The organism is Micromonospora sp. NPDC051227 (genome assembly GCF_044455385.1).
Lineage (GTDB): Bacteria > Actinomycetota > Actinomycetes > Mycobacteriales > Micromonosporaceae > Micromonospora.
Genome location: NZ_JBITET010000004.1, coordinates 484,539 through 500,868, shown reverse-complemented (window position 1 = coordinate 500,868; position 16,330 = coordinate 484,539). Strand labels below are relative to the sequence as shown.

The 16,330-nt window shown below is 70.2% G+C and carries 15 protein-coding genes and 4 tRNA genes; 1 reads left to right on the top strand and 18 read right to left on the bottom strand.

Annotated elements, in window-relative coordinates; all coding sequences use genetic code 11:
- Positions 1-77: 77 nt before the first annotated feature.
- From ACIA47_RS13840 to ACIA47_RS13775, 14 genes are all read right to left on the bottom strand, one after another.
- On the bottom strand, positions 78-767 hold the full coding sequence (locus ACIA47_RS13840) for a hypothetical protein (protein WP_396707957.1): 690 nt from the start codon (positions 765-767) through the stop codon (positions 78-80).
- A complete protein-coding gene (locus tag ACIA47_RS13835) occupies positions 764-1,654 on the bottom strand; it encodes an ATP-binding cassette domain-containing protein (RefSeq protein ID WP_396707955.1) in 891 nt (296 codons plus the stop codon). Before ACIA47_RS13835 ends, ACIA47_RS13840 begins: the two co-directional genes overlap by 4 nt.
- Positions 1,655-1,734: 80 nt before the next feature.
- Positions 1,735-2,451 carry a 50S ribosomal protein L1 gene (gene rplA, locus ACIA47_RS13830; RefSeq protein ID WP_124858778.1) on the bottom strand — a complete coding sequence of 239 codons (717 nt, stop codon included), beginning with the start codon at positions 2,449-2,451 and terminating at the stop codon, positions 1,735-1,737.
- 78 nt (positions 2,452-2,529) lie between these two features.
- Positions 2,530-2,961 carry a 50S ribosomal protein L11 gene (gene rplK, locus ACIA47_RS13825; protein ID WP_124820953.1) on the bottom strand — a complete coding sequence of 144 codons (432 nt, stop codon included), beginning with the start codon at positions 2,959-2,961 and terminating at the stop codon, positions 2,530-2,532.
- Positions 2,962-3,147: 186 nt separating this feature from the next.
- Positions 3,148-3,870, bottom strand: a complete 723-nt coding sequence (gene nusG, locus ACIA47_RS13820) for a transcription termination/antitermination protein NusG (protein WP_112584800.1) — start codon at positions 3,868-3,870, stop codon at positions 3,148-3,150.
- A 38-nt stretch (positions 3,871-3,908) separates the two neighbouring features.
- A complete protein-coding gene (secE, locus tag ACIA47_RS13815) occupies positions 3,909-4,298 on the bottom strand; it encodes a preprotein translocase subunit SecE (RefSeq protein ID WP_091403530.1) in 390 nt (129 codons plus the stop codon).
- Between the two features lie 214 nt (positions 4,299-4,512).
- A tRNA-Trp gene (locus ACIA47_RS13810) sits at positions 4,513-4,585 on the bottom strand.
- 129 nt (positions 4,586-4,714) lie between these two features.
- Positions 4,715-5,107: a MaoC family dehydratase gene (locus ACIA47_RS13805; RefSeq protein WP_203122565.1), complete on the bottom strand. Its 393-nt coding sequence runs from the start codon at positions 5,105-5,107 to the stop codon at positions 4,715-4,717.
- Between the two features lies 1 nt (position 5,108).
- The gene (locus tag ACIA47_RS13800) at positions 5,109-5,555 is read right to left on the bottom strand and encodes a MaoC family dehydratase N-terminal domain-containing protein (protein ID WP_091402433.1); all 447 of its coding nucleotides are present in this window, start codon (positions 5,553-5,555) and stop codon (positions 5,109-5,111) included.
- Positions 5,556-5,681: 126 nt separating this feature from the next.
- Positions 5,682-5,849, bottom strand: a complete 168-nt coding sequence (gene rpmG / locus ACIA47_RS13795; protein WP_007073056.1) for a 50S ribosomal protein L33 — start codon at positions 5,847-5,849, stop codon at positions 5,682-5,684.
- 134 nt (positions 5,850-5,983) lie between these two features.
- A tRNA-Met gene (locus ACIA47_RS13790) sits at positions 5,984-6,056 on the bottom strand.
- Between the two features lie 24 nt (positions 6,057-6,080).
- Positions 6,081-6,153, bottom strand: a tRNA-Thr gene (locus tag ACIA47_RS13785).
- 93 nt (positions 6,154-6,246) lie between these two features.
- Entirely contained in the window at positions 6,247-8,778 is a 2,532-nt protein-coding gene (locus tag ACIA47_RS13780) for a putative bifunctional diguanylate cyclase/phosphodiesterase (RefSeq protein WP_396707951.1), read from the bottom strand.
- A 1,060-nt stretch (positions 8,779-9,838) separates the two neighbouring features.
- A tRNA-Tyr gene (locus ACIA47_RS13775) sits at positions 9,839-9,922 on the bottom strand.
- A gap of 147 nt (positions 9,923-10,069) precedes the next feature.
- Here ACIA47_RS13775 and ACIA47_RS13770 point away from each other — a divergent pair.
- Positions 10,070-10,564, top strand: coding sequence for a YajQ family cyclic di-GMP-binding protein (locus ACIA47_RS13770; RefSeq protein WP_091402478.1), 495 nt, complete (start codon positions 10,070-10,072; stop codon positions 10,562-10,564).
- A 291-nt stretch (positions 10,565-10,855) separates the two neighbouring features.
- Here the strand turns inward: ACIA47_RS13770 and ACIA47_RS13765 are convergent, their stop codons facing one another.
- The 4 genes from ACIA47_RS13765 to ACIA47_RS13750 form a co-directional block, all read right to left on the bottom strand.
- Positions 10,856-12,115, bottom strand: a complete 1,260-nt coding sequence (locus tag ACIA47_RS13765) for an MFS transporter (protein ID WP_396707949.1) — start codon at positions 12,113-12,115, stop codon at positions 10,856-10,858.
- A gap of 146 nt (positions 12,116-12,261) precedes the next feature.
- Entirely contained in the window at positions 12,262-13,137 is an 876-nt protein-coding gene (gene htpX / locus ACIA47_RS13760) for a zinc metalloprotease HtpX (RefSeq protein WP_112700485.1), read from the bottom strand.
- A gap of 116 nt (positions 13,138-13,253) precedes the next feature.
- Positions 13,254-14,753 (bottom strand): NADH-quinone oxidoreductase subunit N, encoded by a 1,500-nt coding sequence (locus tag ACIA47_RS13755; protein ID WP_396707946.1) that lies wholly within the window; start codon positions 14,751-14,753, stop codon positions 13,254-13,256.
- A gap of 55 nt (positions 14,754-14,808) precedes the next feature.
- Positions 14,809-16,317, bottom strand: coding sequence for a NuoM family protein (locus ACIA47_RS13750; protein WP_396707944.1), 1,509 nt, complete (start codon positions 16,315-16,317; stop codon positions 14,809-14,811).
- Positions 16,318-16,330 lie beyond the last annotated feature (13 nt).

Sequence of the window (16,330 nt, the reverse complement as noted above, 5' to 3'; positions counted from 1 at the left end):
GACGGTTGAAGAGTACGCGCCCCGGCCGGCAGCTCCAAATCAGGCCCGGTGAGCCGCGTCACCCGTACCGGTGCCGCTCAGCCCTGGGCCCGCCGGCGCCACAGGTAGCCGCCGACGACCGCGGCGCTCCAGGCCAGCGCCCACCCGCTCAGCCCCAGCAGGGTCAGCGCGGCCGCGTCGCCGGCGGTGGTGCGAGCGGCCGCCATGATCGGCGGTGCCAGCCAGGGGGCCACCGAGCCGGTCAGGCCGAACACCACCGCGCCGACCCCGCCGAGGGCCAACACCGCGACGCCGTACCCGGCGCCGCCCACCGACGCCCGGCTGGCCAGCGCCCCAAGAGCAACCGCAGCGGGTACGACCAGCAGGTGCGCCCACAATCCGAGCGCGAGCCCGACCGGAATCGACCGGTCCCCCGGGTCGACCGGGCCGGACACCCCGCCGACCAGCCACGGAAAGAGCAGCGCGACGGCCACCGTCACCAGCGCCGCCACCACGGCGGCGAGCAGCCCGGCCGACCGCTCCCGCGCCACCCCGACCGTCACCTGCGCCAGCCGACGCTGCACGTCCGGCTCGACGTCCAACAGGATCTTGGTCTGCCAGGCGAGCACCGGAAAGAGCACCACCGCGGAGACGCCGTACGCCTCAGCGGGCTGGGCGCGGCCACCACCGTAGAGGGTGCCGAGCGTGATCAGGCCGGCGAGCAACGGCGCCAACGCCCGGCCGGTTCGCAGGAAACCGGCCAACCGCATCCGGACCAGGGCGTTCACCGGGTCTCCCCCGCTGCCGACTCGACCGCGTCCTCAGCGGCCTCCGGCTGCTCCGCTGTCAGCTCCCCGGCCATCCCGAGCGGCGGCTCGGCGGGTCGGGCGGCACCGGCCGACCGGGGCGGCTCGACGGGTAGGGCCGGGGATGCGGCGGTGGAGGCGTCGGAGCGTACCCGCAGCACCTGGTGGCCCTCGGCGCGCAACCGGGCGACGGTGCCGGCGACCCGCGCGGCCGGCACCGCGACCTCGACCACCGCGATCGTCTCGTCCGTCGACGACGTCTCCTCGGAGAGCGAGCCGTCGGCCACCAACCAGCGGCGCGCGGCCGGAAGCCGGACCGTCTCGCCGCGGTGGTCGCTGACCAGGACGGACCCGTCGGCGGCGAGCACCTCGGCGATCAGCTCAGGCACCAACTCACGGGTGGCGGCGTCCAGCCCCTCCCACGGCTCGTCGAGCACCAGCAGGCCCGGTGGGCGCAGCAGCGCCTGGGCGAGGCCGACCTTCTGCGCGGTGCCCTTGGACAGCTCCGGCAACCGGACCGAGCGGAAGGCAGCCAGCCCGAGCCGGTCCGTCCAGGAGGTCACCGCCTCGTCGGCCGCAGCCCTGCCCAGCCCCGCCACCCGGGCCATCCCGGTCAGATAGCGGGTCACAGTGAACGGTTGGTCCGCAGGGAAACGCTCCGGCACCCAGCCCACCCGTGCCGGCCGGTCGGTGACCCGGCCCCGGCCAGGGCGGAGGACCCCCGCGGCCACCTGGAGCAGTGTCGACTTGCCCACCCCGTTGCGGCCCAGCACGATCGCCACCTCGCCGGGCCCGATCCGCACGTCGATGCCTTGCAGCACCCACGGCCCCCGCCGGTGATACCGCAACCAGACGTTCTCCAGCCGCATGGCGTCGAGCCTGCCACACCTGGAACGCGCCGGGGCGCCGCCACGGTCGTGGCGGCGCCCCGGCGGAGCGATCTGTCGACTCAGGCGTCGGCCTGGTCCTCCCGAAGGTTCTTCACCAGGTTCGGGTCGACCGGGACGCCCGGGCCCATCGTGGTGGTCAGGATGACCTTGCGAAGGTACTTGCCCTTGGCCGCGGACGGCTTGGCACGCAGCACCTCATCGAGCACCGCAGCGTAGTTGTCCACCAGCTGGGTCTCCGTGAAGGAGGCCTTGCCGATGATCAGGTGCAGGTTGGAGTGCTTGTCCACCCGGAAGGTGATCTTGCCGCCCTTGATGTCCGACACCGCCTTGGTGACGTCCATGGTCACCGTGCCGGTCTTCGGGTTCGGCATGAGACCGCGCGGGCCCAGGATCCGCGCGATCCGGCCGATCTTGGCCATCTGGTCCGGCGTGGCGATCGCCGCGTCGAAGTCGAGCCAACCACCCTGGATGCGGGCGACCAGCTCATCGGTGCCCACCTCGTCCGCACCCGCGGCGGCGGCCTCTTCGGCCTTCGCGCCACTGGCGAACACGATCACGCGGGCGGTCTTACCGGTGCCGTGCGGCAGGTTGACCGTGCCGCGGACCATCTGGTCCGCCTTGCGGGGGTCGACGCCGAGGCGCATGGCGACCTCGACCGTGGCGTCGAACTTGACGTTGGTGGTTTCCTTGGCCAGCTTCACGGCCTCGGTGGGGGTGTAGAGCTTCGACCGGTCGATGACATCGGCGGCCTTGCGGTAGCTCTTGCTGCGCTGCATTGCTGATTACTCCTGTGGTCTCTGGCGGGCCGCTCGGCGCGAGCCCTCCCACGGTCGGAACGAAGGCCGGGGCCGACGTCAGTCGTTGACGGTGATGCCCATCGACCGGGCGGTGCCGGCGATGATCTTCTCGGCCTGGGCGATGTCGTTGGCGTTGAGGTCGGCCATCTTCTTCTCGGCGATCTCACGCAGCTGGGCGCGGCTGACCGACCCGACCTTCTCGGACTGCGGAACACCCGAACCCTTCTGCACACCGGCAGCCTTGATCAGCAGCCGGGCAGCGGGCGGGGTCTTCAGCACGAACGTGAAGGACCGGTCCTCGTACACGCTGATCTCGGCGGGGACGATGTCGCCCCGCTGAGACTCGGTCTGCGCGTTGTAGGACTTGCAGAACTCCATGATGTTCACGCCGTGCTGGCCGAGCGCGGGGCCGACCGGCGGCGCCGGCGTAGCCTGGCCCGCCGGCAACTGAAGCGTGAACGTCTTGACGAGCTTCTTCTTCGGAGGCATGTCACTTCCTGGGGCTTGGAGCTGGGAAAATGCGGCTGTCGCCGCCCTCGGGCGCGCACGGTCAGCGCGGTGCGACAGCGGCGACATTCAAGAGTAGCGCAGGCCGCAGCCCACTCGTCCGCCGAGGTCGAGCGAGAGCGCGTACGCCGACGTCGGCGGCGGGCCGGGCCCGCCGCCGACGACCAATCAGATCTTGGCGACCTGGTTGAAGTTGAGCTCCACCGGAGTCTCGCGACCGAAGATCGACACCAGCACCTTGAGCTTCTGCTGGTCGGCGTTGATCTCGCTGATCGTGGCCGGCAGCGACGCGAACGCGCCGTCGGTGACGGTGACGGAGTCGCCCACCTCGAAGTCGAGGACCTTGATCTCCGGCTTCGCCTTCTTCTGCTCGGTCTCGACCGCCGGCGCCAGCCACTTCAGCACCTCGTCGAGCGAGAGCGGAGCGGGCCGGTCGGCCCGGTCGGTCGCGCCGACGAAGCCGGTCACGCCCGGGGTGTTCCGGACACAGGAGTAGGACTCGGCGGTCAACTCCATCCGGACCAGGATGTAGCCCGGGAAGACCTTGGCCTGGATCTGCGAACGCTTACCGTTCTTGACCTCGACCTCTTCCCGGGTCGGCACCTCGACCTGGTAGATGAAGTCCTCCATGTCGAGGCTCGTGATCCGGGTCTCGAGGTTGGTCTTGACCTTGTTCTCGTAGCCGGCGTACGAGTGCACCACGTACCAGTCACCCGGCGCGTAGCGCAGCTTCTGCCTCAGCTCCGCGACGGGGTCGTAGTCCTCGTCCGGTGCGGGCTCGGTCGTTGGGAACTCCGGCTCGCTGGCGGCCTCAACCGACTCGTCACCAGCCGCCGTCGCGACCGTGGACTGCTCGTCCACCGGTCCGGCGGTCTCGTCGTACTCAGGCACGCTCGCTCACTTCCGTCACTATGGCTGGAGGCAGCCGGTCAGTCCGAGTTGCCAAAGACAAACAACACGACCTTGGCGAAGCCGAAGTCCAGCACACCCACGATCGTCAGCATCACCGCGACGAACGCCACCACCACGGCCGTGTAGGTCAGCAACTCCTTGCGGGTCGGCCAGATGACCTTACGCAGTTCGGCTACGACCTCGCGGAAGAACCGCGCGATGCGGCCGAAGACGCCCACCCGACCCGTTTCCGACCGGGTGGTCGGCCGGCTGTCCGCCGACTCCGCCCGGGCACGGGACCGCGTGGCGGTGCCTCCCCGGGAAACCGGCTCGTCCGCGCCGGAGGCGTCGTCGTCGGCCACGTCGTCGACGACCTCGTCGTCCAGACGATCGTCGCCGTCGTCGTCGCGCCGCTTGTTGTCGGCCACTTCGCCCTCCGTCGCGGAATCTGGGGTCGCACGCCGAGTGGCGTACGCGGCGCTGGTCACGCCGGCCGGACCCAACCGTCCCGCGACGGGCCGCGGCCGGTGGATCACCCGGAGGGCCCCGATTGCCTCGGAGCCACCCCGCCGATGCCACCACCACGGGCCGGACGCCGCCAAGCTGGCGGCGCGACCCACGGGAACGGTCAGGCCTGAGGCGCAGGGGTGACAGGACTTGAACCTGCAGCCTGCGGTTTTGGAGACCGCTGCTCTGCCAATTGAGCTACACCCCTATGTGGCAACACTCGCCCCACGCGGCCACAGACGACCGAGCAGGGGTCACTTGCCCCACGGCGGACCAGTGTACGGGTAGCCGCCCGACTTTCCCAACCGGTCTCTCCGCCACGCGTGGCGAGCTCGGCTCAGCCTGCCGTCCGGATGGTTGCCCGCGCCTGTGACAGCACCTTCTCACCCAGGCAGGTGGCGGTAACCTCGAGTCGGGTGAGACCGTCCTCGGTCACCTCGCGGACCCGCGCGGTCACCTCGATCTCGGTCCCCTGGTCGTCGTCGGGGACCACCACCGGTCGGGTGAAACGCACCCCGTACTCCACCACCGCGTCCGGCGACCCGGCCCACTCGGTGACCGCCCGCCCGACCAGCGCCATGGTGAACATGCCGTGGGCGATCACCCCAGGCAGGCCCACCTTGGTGGCGACCCGGTCGCTCCAGTGGATCGGGTTGAAGTCGCCCGAGGCGCCGGCGTAGCGGACCAGGTCCGCGCGGGTCACCCGAAACGTCTGTGCTGGCAACTCCATCTCACGCCTCCCCACGAATGACATACCTGGCCCAGACCGCGACCACGGGTTCCCCACCGACGGTGCTCACGTCGGTGCGCGTGGTCAGGAAGCCGTGCCCACCCCTGGTGCTGACGTCCTCGATGGTGTTGGTGCAGACCAGCTCGTCGCCGGCGACCACCGGCCGGGTGTACGCGAACCGCTGGTCGCCGTGCACCAGGCGGCTGTAGTCGACACCCAGGGCCGGGTCCTCGATGATCTGGCTGCTCGCGGCCATCGTCACGATCACCGGAAAGGTCGGCGGCGCCACCACGTCGGGGTGGCCCAGCGCCCGCGCGGCCTCCGGGTCATGGTGGGCCGGGTCGGTGGCGCCGATGGCGCTGGCGAACTCGCGGATCTTTTCTCGGCCCACCTGGTAGGGGGCGGTCGGCGGATACGTCCGGCCGACGAAGGAAGGGTCCAGAGGCATGCCGCGAACCTACACGGAAAGCCCAATCGCCGACCTGATCGGTAGGCGGCGGCGGAGCCGCACCAAACCGGTCAGATCGGCGATCGGAAAGCTTCGACAACGGCCGGCCCTGAGGCCGGCCAGCAGTCAGCGGGTCTCGCGGTGGACCGTGTGCCGACCGTCACGCGGGCAGAACTTCTTCAGCTCGATGCGGTCGGGGTCGTTGCGCCGGTTCTTGCGCGTGATGTAGTTGCGCTCCTTGCACTCCACACACGCCAAAGTGATCTTCGGCCGGACATCGGTAGCCTTCGCCACGGCGGAGTGCCTTCCTCGCTAACGGAAACAACTACGACGCGCCAGCCTAGACGCTGACAGCGCGGACATGCAAAGTGGGCGCCAGAAGCGCCCATTTTCTTACGACCACCGGCAACGAGCCCGGAAGACGAGAGTAGCGGTGGCCGGACTTGAACCGGCGACACAGCGATTATGAGCCGCTTGCTCTACCATCTGAGCTACACCGCTGCGATGGGTCCAGCTGAACCCTCGAGCCCCCTTACGGAATCGAACCGTAGACCTTCTCCTTACCATGGAGACGCTCTGCCGACTGAGCTAAGGGGGCCTGCGCGATCTCCCCGTGGGGCGCGCAGGAGTAAGAGTACACGGCCCGGCTCGACAGGTGAAATCGGATCCCCGGTGATCGGCCGCGCCCTGCTCAGGGCACGACACGCAGGCGCGGAAGCTCCCCGTTGGCGACCGTCTCCGGCTCGACCTGGGCACCGAACCAGGCAGCCAACCGCTCGTACGGCAGCGGCCGGCTGAACAGGAAACCCTGCCCGATCTCACAGCCGATGTCCTGGAGAAGCTCCAGGGTCAGCTCGCTCTCCACCCCCTCGGCCACCACCGCCAGGCCGAACTGCTGGGAGAGGGTGACCACCGCGTTGACGATCGCCAGGTCCCCCGGGTCGGTCGCCATGCCCTGCACGAAGGAGCGGTCCACCTTCACCTCGTGCACCGGCAGCCGGCGCAGGTGCGCCAGGGACGAGTCACCCGTGCCGAAGTCGTCCACCGACAGCCGTACGCCGAGATCCCGCAGCCGTTGCAGGGTGGGGATCGGCCGGTCCGTGCCGTCCAGCACCCCTGACTCGGTGATCTCCAGGGTGAGGCGCTGCGCCGGCACCTTGTACTCGGTCAACAACTCCTGGACCCGGTCCGGGAAGTGCTGGTCGATGAGCGTACGAGCCGAGAGGTTGACAGCGATGGGCAGCGGCTGGTCGGCCAGCGCCCAGTCCCGGCTGCGCCGAAGGCCCTCCCGGAGCACCACCTCGGTGAGCCGGCTCAACTGGCCGGTGTGCTCGGCCACCGCCACGAAGTCCTCGGGCGCGACCGTGCCGTGCGCCGGGTGCTCCCAGCGGGCCAGACACTCCACACCCACCAGGCGCCGGTCCCGCAGAGTCACCTTGGGCTGGAAGTAGACCTCCAGCTCGTCCTGGTCCAGTGCTCGGCGCAGATCGCCGGCCAGACCCAACCGGCGCAGTGAACGGGACTCCAGCGCGGGATTGAACAGCTGCACGCTGCCCGGCACCGACTTGGCCGCGGTGGCGGCGAGGTCGACCCGGAGCAGCAGGGTCGCCGCGTCGCTGCCATGATCCGGGTGTACGGCCACCCCGACGGCGGTGTCCACGTCGAGAGTGAGCGCGTCGAAGACCATCTCGTCGCGGATCTGGTCGCGCAGTTGGGCGGCCAACTCGAGCGCGGCCTCAGCGCTCTCCAACCGCAGCGTCACCAGGAATTCGTCCCCGCCGGCGCGGCCGACCAGAGCCGACGACGGCGCGCTGGCCCGCAACCGATTGGCGACCTCGGTGAGGACCTTGTCCCCGGCCGCGTGCCCCAGGGACTCGTTGACCTGGCGCAGCCCGTCGACGTCGAAGAGCAGCAGCGCCACCACCTCGCCCGGTGCGCGGATCTTGACCGACTCGTCCAGCGCTCCGGTGATCCGCCGCCGGTTGGGCAGTCGGGTCAACGTGTCGTGGTGGGCGTCGTGCCGGAGCCGGTCGACCAGCCGCGAATTCTCCAGGGCCACGGCCGCGTGCGCGGCGACGGTCTCGAAGATGGGGATGTCGCCACGGGTGAAATGACCGACGTCGCTGAGCCGGTTGGCGACCTCCAGTGTGCCGATGACCGCCTGGCCGGACCGGAGCGGCACCACGATGACGTCCTTGATCTTGCCGTGACTCAGCGCCTGGCGCTCGTTCGACTCTTCGTCGAAGGCGCGCCCGACCGCGATGGTCCGCCCCTCGTCCGAGGCTCGCTGACGAAGGGACGCCGGCGTAGGTACGACGTCCAACAGGCCCGAATCGTCGACCCGGGCGGTGAGCAGCACCTCGGGATGGCGGCCCTGGGCGGGCAGCCAGAGGGTCGCGTACTCGGCCTGCATCAGGGCCCGGACCCGACCCAGCAGCGCATCGACGAGCGTGCCGTCCTGGCCACGCTCCGCGATTGCGCGAGTCAGGTCGTACATCGCGGCTAGCGTGCGGTGCTGCCGGAAGAACTCCGCGTAGGAGCGGTAGACCAGGACCAGCGCCGCACCGAGTGCGGCCAGCAGCACGAACGACCACCAGGTGGTGGTGACGGCGATCAGGATGATCAGACCGAGCGAGACGTTAATCGCCGCAGTGAGCACGGCGGGGCGTGCGGTGCGGAGAGAGTCCCGTCCCGCCTGCCAACCCTGCAGGAGGGTGTGCACGCCGACGATGCCGAGAAGGCTGACGAGGATCACCGCAGTTACGGCCGCGAAGAGACTCAGCCAGGTGCCGGGATCGTCCACCTCCTTCGAGGGCGGTAGCGCCTGGAGGAGGAGGACGGCGAGAGAGGTCCCGGCAGCAGCCTTGGCCACGTTGAACCAGAACTTGACAGGCGCGAACCGGTGCCGCGTCTGCGTGAGCATGGACGCCACCGTGTAGATCGCAACGACGGTCAGCGGTGGCAGCAGGAACAGCGCTAGTACCAGCGGAATCTCGGTCAGGGTCATGCCGAACGACTGCCGCCGGACGACAAAGTTGAGGACCGGCATGCCCACGGCGGCCATAGCGACCAACAACAGGAGCGCGAGGAGCCAATCGCCAAAGGGCTGGGACGACACCAGCCCCGTGACGATGGAACAGATCGCAGCGAAGAACACCAGTGGCGCAGTGATGAACCAGGCGCGATCCGCCGAACGACGTCGCGATTGATCACGCGGAGCCATACCGCTCCCTACGGCGCCTGCGGTTTACCGCCCTTGGCTTGGGGTGAGCTGAACCAGTCAGCGACCACTGCCGACGATAGTGCCTTCCGGAACGACGGTCCAGATGAGATCGATGGCCTGAGCTCCACTGGCACTGCCGTCGAAGAGGCTGGCGGGGAAGGCAACGATGGCGGCGGCAGCGAGAACAAGGAGGAGAGACCCACCGAGTCGGCCTAGCCTTCGACCAGACATGATCGCTCCTGTCGGGAGATGTACAGCGTTGATGGAGGTTCCACGATCGTGCCACAGCGCGGGCAGCCAGAGAAGTGGTGGTCGCCCGACTGGCCCCACCGTCTGTTACTTCCCGCCGTTCGGCCTACCGCCCCCAACGCACCGGGCCAGATCACGAGCCTGTAGGGCGCTTAACCGTTTCACCCAGCGTTGAATGCGACCTTCAACGCAATTCGGGTCCAGCTGGAGGCACCCGCCACATCCCGTACGACGGTCACCGTCAGCAACGCCGCAACGGACGTGCGCCTCCGATCCGGCCATCGACCACCATACCGGCTCTTCGCCATCCCGCCAGTATCTCGTCGGGTTCATTTCACTTGGGCGGTTAGCCACACGAACACTGATCACAGACGGGGTATGCGCAGCTAACCTGAGACTTTGCATCGATGCCTGCGGATCTAAGGTGTGCTGACGTGGCAACGTCGCCACCAACTTGAGCGCCCACCTGCCGCCAGGCGCACCAACAGCGACTGCCGCAACGCCCACACCTCCGCGTCGGCGCAATCGTGCTCGCCCTCGGCCGCGAAGCCCGGAAATGGGATGAACCCGACCGAACCGAGGTCGGTGCCCGATCGGCAGTCAGGTAAGCCCCGGCAGCCTCACTCAAGGGCAGGCACCGGCGCCGCAACCCTCCGGGAGCCTGAGCATTCGCAGCCCCGGAGGAGCGCTGAGAGGCAGGATCGACCTACCCACAACCAGTCGTCCACAGCTGGACTCAGCCGGACCCGGCTAGATCAACGACAACGGCCCCTGATCAGCATCTCTGCTGGTCAGGGGCCGTGTCCGCACCTGGTGGCGGGTAGAGGATTCGAACCTCTGAAGCTTTCGCGACGGATTTACAGTCCGCTCCCATTGGCCGCTCGGGCAACCCGCCAGGGCACCCCACCGCGTCGTAACGCGGCGGCGGAAGCAAGAATAGCGGCTCCCCCCGGCGCCTACGCAACCGGGTACGGTCAGGGGGTCGTGCCGCTGGTCGGCGGCCGACGGCAGGCCCAGACCGCCGGACAGCAGGAGCAGAAACATGGCAGCGAACCCGTCGTTCGACATCGTGAGCAAGGTTGACCGTCAGGAGGTCGACAACGCCCTTCGGCAGGCGGAGAAGGAGCTTGCGACGCGGTTCGACTTCCGCGGCACCGGCGCTGAGATCTCCTGGTCTGGCGAGGAGGCGATCGGCCTTCAGGCGGAGACCGAGGAGCGCGTCCGCGCCGCACTGGACGTGTTCAAGGAGAAGCTCGTCAAGCGGAACATCTCGCTGAAGTCGCTGGATGCTGGGGAGCCGCGTCCGTCGGGCAAGATCTTCAAGATCGACTGCAAGGTGATCCAGGGCATCGAGACGGACAAGGCCAAGGCGATCAGCAAGAAGATCCGCGAAGAGGGCCCCAAGGGCGTGCAGGCGCAGATCCAGGGCGACCAGCTGCGGGTTACCGGCAAGAAGAGGGACGACCTCCAAGCGGTCATCTCGCTGCTCAAGGGCGAGGACTTCGGCGTCGCCCTCCAGTTCAACAACTACCGCTGACGGCTGTCTCCAGCGATCCGGTCCCCGGGCGCAGCGCGTCCGGCTGAGATCGACTCGGGTTCCTGAAAGTCGGGGCATCCGGGCGACTGGGACACCGCGATATTCAGAAACCCGAGTCGATCAAGGACAACCAACCGAGGCGCGGACCGGCCGAGGCACGCACCGACCGAGGCGCGGACCGGCCGAGGCACGGACCGACCAAGGCACGGACCGACCAAGGCACCCACCGACCGAGGCACGGACCGACCAAGGCACGGACCGACCGCGACGCGAGCCGACCGAGTTACGCGGTCAGACGGGGACGGGGTCTTCGGCGCGTACCGCAGTGGTTTCCGCGCGGGCGATGGGCCCGGCGGGTAGTGCGGCGACCGCGGCCCCGACGGCGACCGCCGCCCCGGCGAACAGGAACGCCCAGCGGACGCCGCCGGCGTGGTCCACGATCACGCCGGCCACCGAGCCGCCGGCGGCGCTCGATGCCACCGCGACGGTGACCACCCAGGTGTACGCCTCGTTCAACATGCTGGTCGGGGCGATCCGGCCGACCAGGGTGTTCTCCAGAGTCAGCGCGGGCGCGATGGTGGCCCCGCCGACGACCAGCGCGACACCCAGCGCGAGCGGGGTGGGCATCACCGCGAACACGGCGAAGGTGGCGGCCAGCGCGGCGAGCAGCAGGGCGAACTGCCGGGTCATGTTCGGTGCTGGCTTGCGGACGCCGAACCAGAGCCCACCGATGGCACTGCCGACCCCCCAGACCGCGAGCAGGACGCCGGCGAGGCTCTCCGGGTCGCCGGTGGCGTGGTCGCTCGCGAATGCCGGCACGATCACACCGGCGGCCCCGAATGCGATGCCAAGGCCGGCGACGCAGATCAGCAGAGCGGGGAAGCCGGGGACCCGTAGCGGGCCGAGCCCACGGGCATGGTGTTCCTGCGGGTGCGGACGCCAGCCGCGCATGACCCGGCCGAGGGCCACGGCGGTGGTACCGACCAGGGTGACCACGGCCGCACCGATCAGCGCGGCCGCCGCGTCGGCGACGAGGACGAACCCGGCGACGAGCAGTGGGCCGAGGACGAAGACGATTTCGAACAGCGTGGTCTCGGCGGCCAGCGCGGTGTTGCGGAGGTGGTATCGGCCGGAGTTGGGGCCGGTCAGGTCGTTCCAGGCGCCTCGGATGGCGGCGCTGAGCGGCGGGTAGGTGGCGCCGGCCACGCCTGCGGTGAGGTAGATGATGGAGAGCGCGTCGTCGCCGGAGCGGCTGGCCAGCAGCAGCCCGATGAGCGCCAGCGGGTGGGCCACGGCGGTGAGCAGCAGGACGGGGCTGGGGCCGACCCGGTCGGCGATCCGTCCGGCCACCGGGCTGAGCGCGGCCCCGGCGAGGGCGTAGATGCCGCCGGCGATGGCGGCCAGCGAGTAGCGCCCGGTCACCTGCTCGACGACCAGGAGCAGCGCCAGCGGGGTCATGCCGATTCCGAGCCGCCCGATGATGCCGGTGATCAGCAGCATGGGCGCGCCGGGGATCCGCCAGACACCCAGGTACTGACGCAGCGCGGTCACCGTGAACCTCCCGAGGATGTAATGAGCGTGAGCCGTTATGACCCTAACGCCGCCGCCTGACAGGAGGACAGCGCAATAGTCTCCGACACAGCGATCCGCCCGTACCCGGTGTGACCGGGTACGGGCGGAGGCGGTGGATCAGCGGGTCAGCGCTGGAACTGCACCGGCCCCGAGTTGCGGGCCATCTGCTCCAGCCGGGCGACACGGTCCTCCATCTTCGGGTGGGTGGAGAAGAGCGCCGCCATGCCGCCGCCCCGGAACGGGTTGGCGATCATGAGGTGGGCGGTGCTGGTGAGCTGGCCCTGGGCCGGCAACGGCCGACGTCGGGCCACCGCGTCGATCTTGCGGAGCGCGCTGGCCAGGGCCAGCGGGTCGCGGCTCAACTCGGCGCCGGAGGCGTCCGCCTGGAACTCGCGGCTCCGGCTGATCGCCAACTGGATCACCGTGGCCGCGATCGGGCCCAGGATCAGGGTGAGCAGCAGCACAGCCGGGTTCGGTCGGTCCTCGTCGTCCCCGCCGCCCAGCGGGATGAAGAAGGCAAGGTTCGCCAGCAGGGTGATGATGCTGGCCAGGCCGGCCGCCACGCTGGAGATCAGGATGTCCCGGTTGTAGACGTGGGACAGCTCGTGCCCGATCACACCGCGCAGCTCACGGTAGTCGAGGATCTCGGTGATGCCCTGGGTCACGCAGACGGCCGCGTGCTGCGGGTTGCGACCGGTGGCGAACGCGTTGGGCTGCGAGGTGGGGCTGACGTAGAGCCGCGGCATCGGCTGCCGGGCGTCGGTGGCCAACTCCCGGACCATCCGGTACAGCTCGGGGAACTGCGCCTCGGTGACCGGTTGCGCCCCCATCGAGCGCAGTGCGAGCTTGTCGGAGTAGAAGTAGGTGACGCCGTTCATGACCAGAGACACGAGGACGGCGATGACCAGGCCGCCGCTGCCGCCGAACCAGTAGCCCACCGCCAGGATCAGGGCGCTGAGCAGGCCGAGCAGCGCTGCGGTCTTCAGACGGTTGTGGTGCACGATGTCTCCTTCGGTGCACGGATCGCCGGGATCCGCTGACCGGTGTAACAACCCGGTACCCACCAACCATCCGTCTCAACGCTGAGAGTTGACTGAGACCGGGGGCCCAGGTGGGGTCAGCGGCCGGCCAGGTCAAGCACCAGCTGCGGGGCGACGCCGAGCACCACGGCGGTCACCGTCGCCACCGCCAGCACCACCGCCACCACACCCACCACGGGTACGCCCGACGCTCCGCCACCGGCGAGCGCCGCGGCCGGGCCGGGCGTCATGGTCGGCGCCCAGAGCGCGGCGGTCACCCGCAGGTAGTAGGCGAGCCCGATCACGGCGTTCAGCGCCACCACCAGCGCCAGCCAGGCCGCGCCACCGTCCAGCAGCGCCCGGACCACTGTCACCTTCGCGAACAGGCCGGCCAGCCCCGGCGGCAGACCAGCCAGACCCACCAACGCGAGGCCGAACGCCGCAGCTCGCCACGGGTGCCGCCGGGCTGCCCCGCGCAGGTCGTCCAGCGTGCCGCCGTCCGCACCCGCCGGCCGCAGCGCGGTCACTCCGGCGAAGGCGGCCAGCTCCAACACCACGAAGAAGACGGCGTACGCCACGGCGGCCGCGTACGCGCTGGAACGTGCCTCGTCAGTGCGTCCGGCGGCCAGCGCCAACGCTCCCAGCGGGGCGAGGATGTACCCGGCCTGCGCGACGGACGACCAGGCGAGCAGCCGGACGGTCCGCCGCTGACGCAGGGCGACCAGGTTGCCGACGGTCATGGTGAGCACGGCGAGCAGGGCGAGCACCGGACCGGTCTGGTCCGCCGGCAGCGCCCGTTGCACCACTGCGAGCAGGGCGACCAGGCCGCCCAGCTTCGACGCGGTGGACAGGTACGCGGCCACCGGCAGCGGCGCGCCGTCGTAGGTGGCCGGCGCCCAGGCGTGGAACGGCACCGCCGCCACCTTGAAGGCCAGGCCGACCAGCAGCACCGCCACCGCGGCGGTGGTCAACGGCAGGTCCCGCAGCTCCGGCTGCTCGGCGAGCAACGCGCCGAGCCGGTCCAGGTGCAGCCCACCGGTCACCGCGTACAGCAGCGCCGCGCCGAGCAGGGTCAGCGTGGTCGCCACCACGCTGACCACGAAGAAGGTCACCGCCGCCTCAGCGCTCGCGAGGCTCCCCCGGCGCAGGCCGACCAGCACGTACAGCGGCAGGGTCAGCGTCTCCAGCGCGACGATCAGCGTGATCAGGTCGCCGGCCGCGCCGAGCACCACGCCGCCGGTCATCGAGCAGGCCAACAGGAAGGCGTACTCCCCGACCGGTGACCGCCCGGCCCGCAGCGCGGGCACCGACAGCCCGAGCACGCCCACTGTGAGCAGCGCGACCACCACGGCGACCAGGGCCGCACGACCGCCGAAGATCCAGGAGCAGTCGGCGCCCACGCAGAACGTCCGCCGCTCGGCACCCGCCCCGACCAGCGCGGAACCGACGGCGGTGCCGAGCGCGCCGAGCGCGGCCACCGCGATGGTGGCCCGTGGCCGGGCCACGAGCAGATCGGTGATGAGCACGAGTACGGCCGTGCCGGCGGCCAGGTAGGCCGGCAGCAGCGCGACGCTGTCCACGCTCTGCACAACGTTCATCTGAGCCTGCCTTCGTTCGCGACTGCGGGGCTCCGCTTCGCTGCACTCCTCGCGCTCACCGAGAAACCACACCGATCAGGGCGTCGACGGGGGCCTCGGCGACGCCGAGGACCAGCGTCGGCGCCAGCCCGATGGCCAACGCGAGCAGCACCAGCGGCACCCAGGCGGTCAACTCCGCTCCGGCCAGGCCGGGGCCGAGCTGACCGACGGCGGGGCTCGGCCGGTTGTGGGTTACCTGGCGCAGCAACCGCAGGAAGTACGCGGCGGTGAGCGCCCCACCGACCGCCGCCAGCACCCCGAGGGTGGTCCAGAGCGGGCCACCCACCTGCACGGCGGCGATCACCGCGAACGCCTCGCCCCAGAAGCCGGCCAGCCCGGGCAGGCCCAGCGACGCGATCGCCGCGAACGCGAGCAGACCCGCCAACCGGGGCGCGGTCTCCCGCAGCCCGGCCAGTTCGGCCAGGGTGCCCGTGCCAGTACGGTCCTTCACCGCCCCGGCCAGGAAGAACAGCAGGCCGGTGATCACACCGTGCGCGACGTTGCCGATCAACGCCGCCTGGATGCCGGTGGCGGTCAGCGTGGCGACGCCCAGCAACACGAAGCCCATGTGCCCCACGCTGGAGTACGCGATGAGCCGCTTCACGTCCGACTGGGCCAGGCAGACCAGCGAACCGATCAGGATCGCGGCGACGGCGAGCACGCCGAGCACCGGCGCCGCCCAACGGGCGCCCTCCGGCGCCACCCCCACCGCGACCCTTATCAGGCCGTACGTGCCCATCTTGAGCAGCACGCCGGCCAACACGACACTGCCCACCGTGGGTGCCTGGGTGTGCGCGTCGGGCAGCCAGGAGTGCAACGGCCACAGCGGGCTCTTCACCGCGAACGCCAACGCGAGCACTGTGAACGCGGCCAACTGGGTGCCCCGCGACATCCCCGCGCCACCGGTCAACGTCACCAGGTCGGCGGTGCCGGCGGCGGCGACCACGACGTACACGCCGACCAGCAGCAGCACCGAGCCGAACAGCGTATAGAGGGCGAACTTCCGGGCCGCCCGACGCCGGTCCGCGCCACCCCAGCCGGCGATGATCGCGTACATCGGCAGTAGGACGACCTCGAAGAAGAGGAAGAACAACACCAGGTCCAGGGCGAGGAAGGTGCCCAGGATGCCCACCTCGACCACCAACAGCAGCGCGACAAGCGCCCGGCCGCTGCCGCCGCCCGGAACCCGCCACATCGTGTACGCGCAGCAGAGCAACGTGAGCAGCGCGGTCAACACCACCAGCGGCCAGGAGATGCCGTCGACGCCGAGGTGGAAGCGCAACTCCAGACCGGGCACCCAGGGCAGGTCCAACTGGTGCCACGGGCGCACCGCCGGCGCGTCCGCCGACCAGGCGACCCAGCCTCGACCGCCGAACACCAGCGGCACCGCGGCCAGCAGGGTCAACGCCGCCGCGACCGTGCCGACCAGCCGGGCCGCCCGGTCCCGGGGCGTCGCCGCCACCGCTACCGCACCCAACGCCGGCACCGCCAGGACAGCGACCAGCAACCCCTGCCCAAACGTCACTGGACCGCCTCTG

Bases quoted from the DNA above. Each gene is read 5' to 3' on its own strand.
- rplA (WP_124858778.1), bottom strand. From the start codon at position 2,451: ATGCAGCGCAGCAAGAGCTACCGCAAGGCCGCCGATGTCATCGACCGG.
- ACIA47_RS13800 (WP_091402433.1), bottom strand. From the start codon at position 5,555: ATGCCTCTGGACCCTTCCTTCGTCGGCCGGACGTATCCGCCGACCGCC.
- ACIA47_RS13780 (WP_396707951.1), bottom strand. From the start codon at position 8,778: ATGGCTCCGCGTGATCAATCGCGACGTCGTTCGGCGGATCGCGCCTGG.
- rplK (WP_124820953.1), bottom strand. From the start codon at position 2,961: ATGCCTCCGAAGAAGAAGCTCGTCAAGACGTTCACGCTTCAGTTGCCG.
- ACIA47_RS13755 (WP_396707946.1), bottom strand. From the start codon at position 14,753: ATGAACGTTGTGCAGAGCGTGGACAGCGTCGCGCTGCTGCCGGCCTAC.
- ACIA47_RS13770 (WP_091402478.1), top strand. From the start codon at position 10,070: ATGGCAGCGAACCCGTCGTTCGACATCGTGAGCAAGGTTGACCGTCAG.
- ACIA47_RS13835 (WP_396707955.1), bottom strand. From the start codon at position 1,654: ATGCGGCTGGAGAACGTCTGGTTGCGGTATCACCGGCGGGGGCCGTGG.
- ACIA47_RS13805 (WP_203122565.1), bottom strand. From the start codon at position 5,107: ATGGAGTTGCCAGCACAGACGTTTCGGGTGACCCGCGCGGACCTGGTC.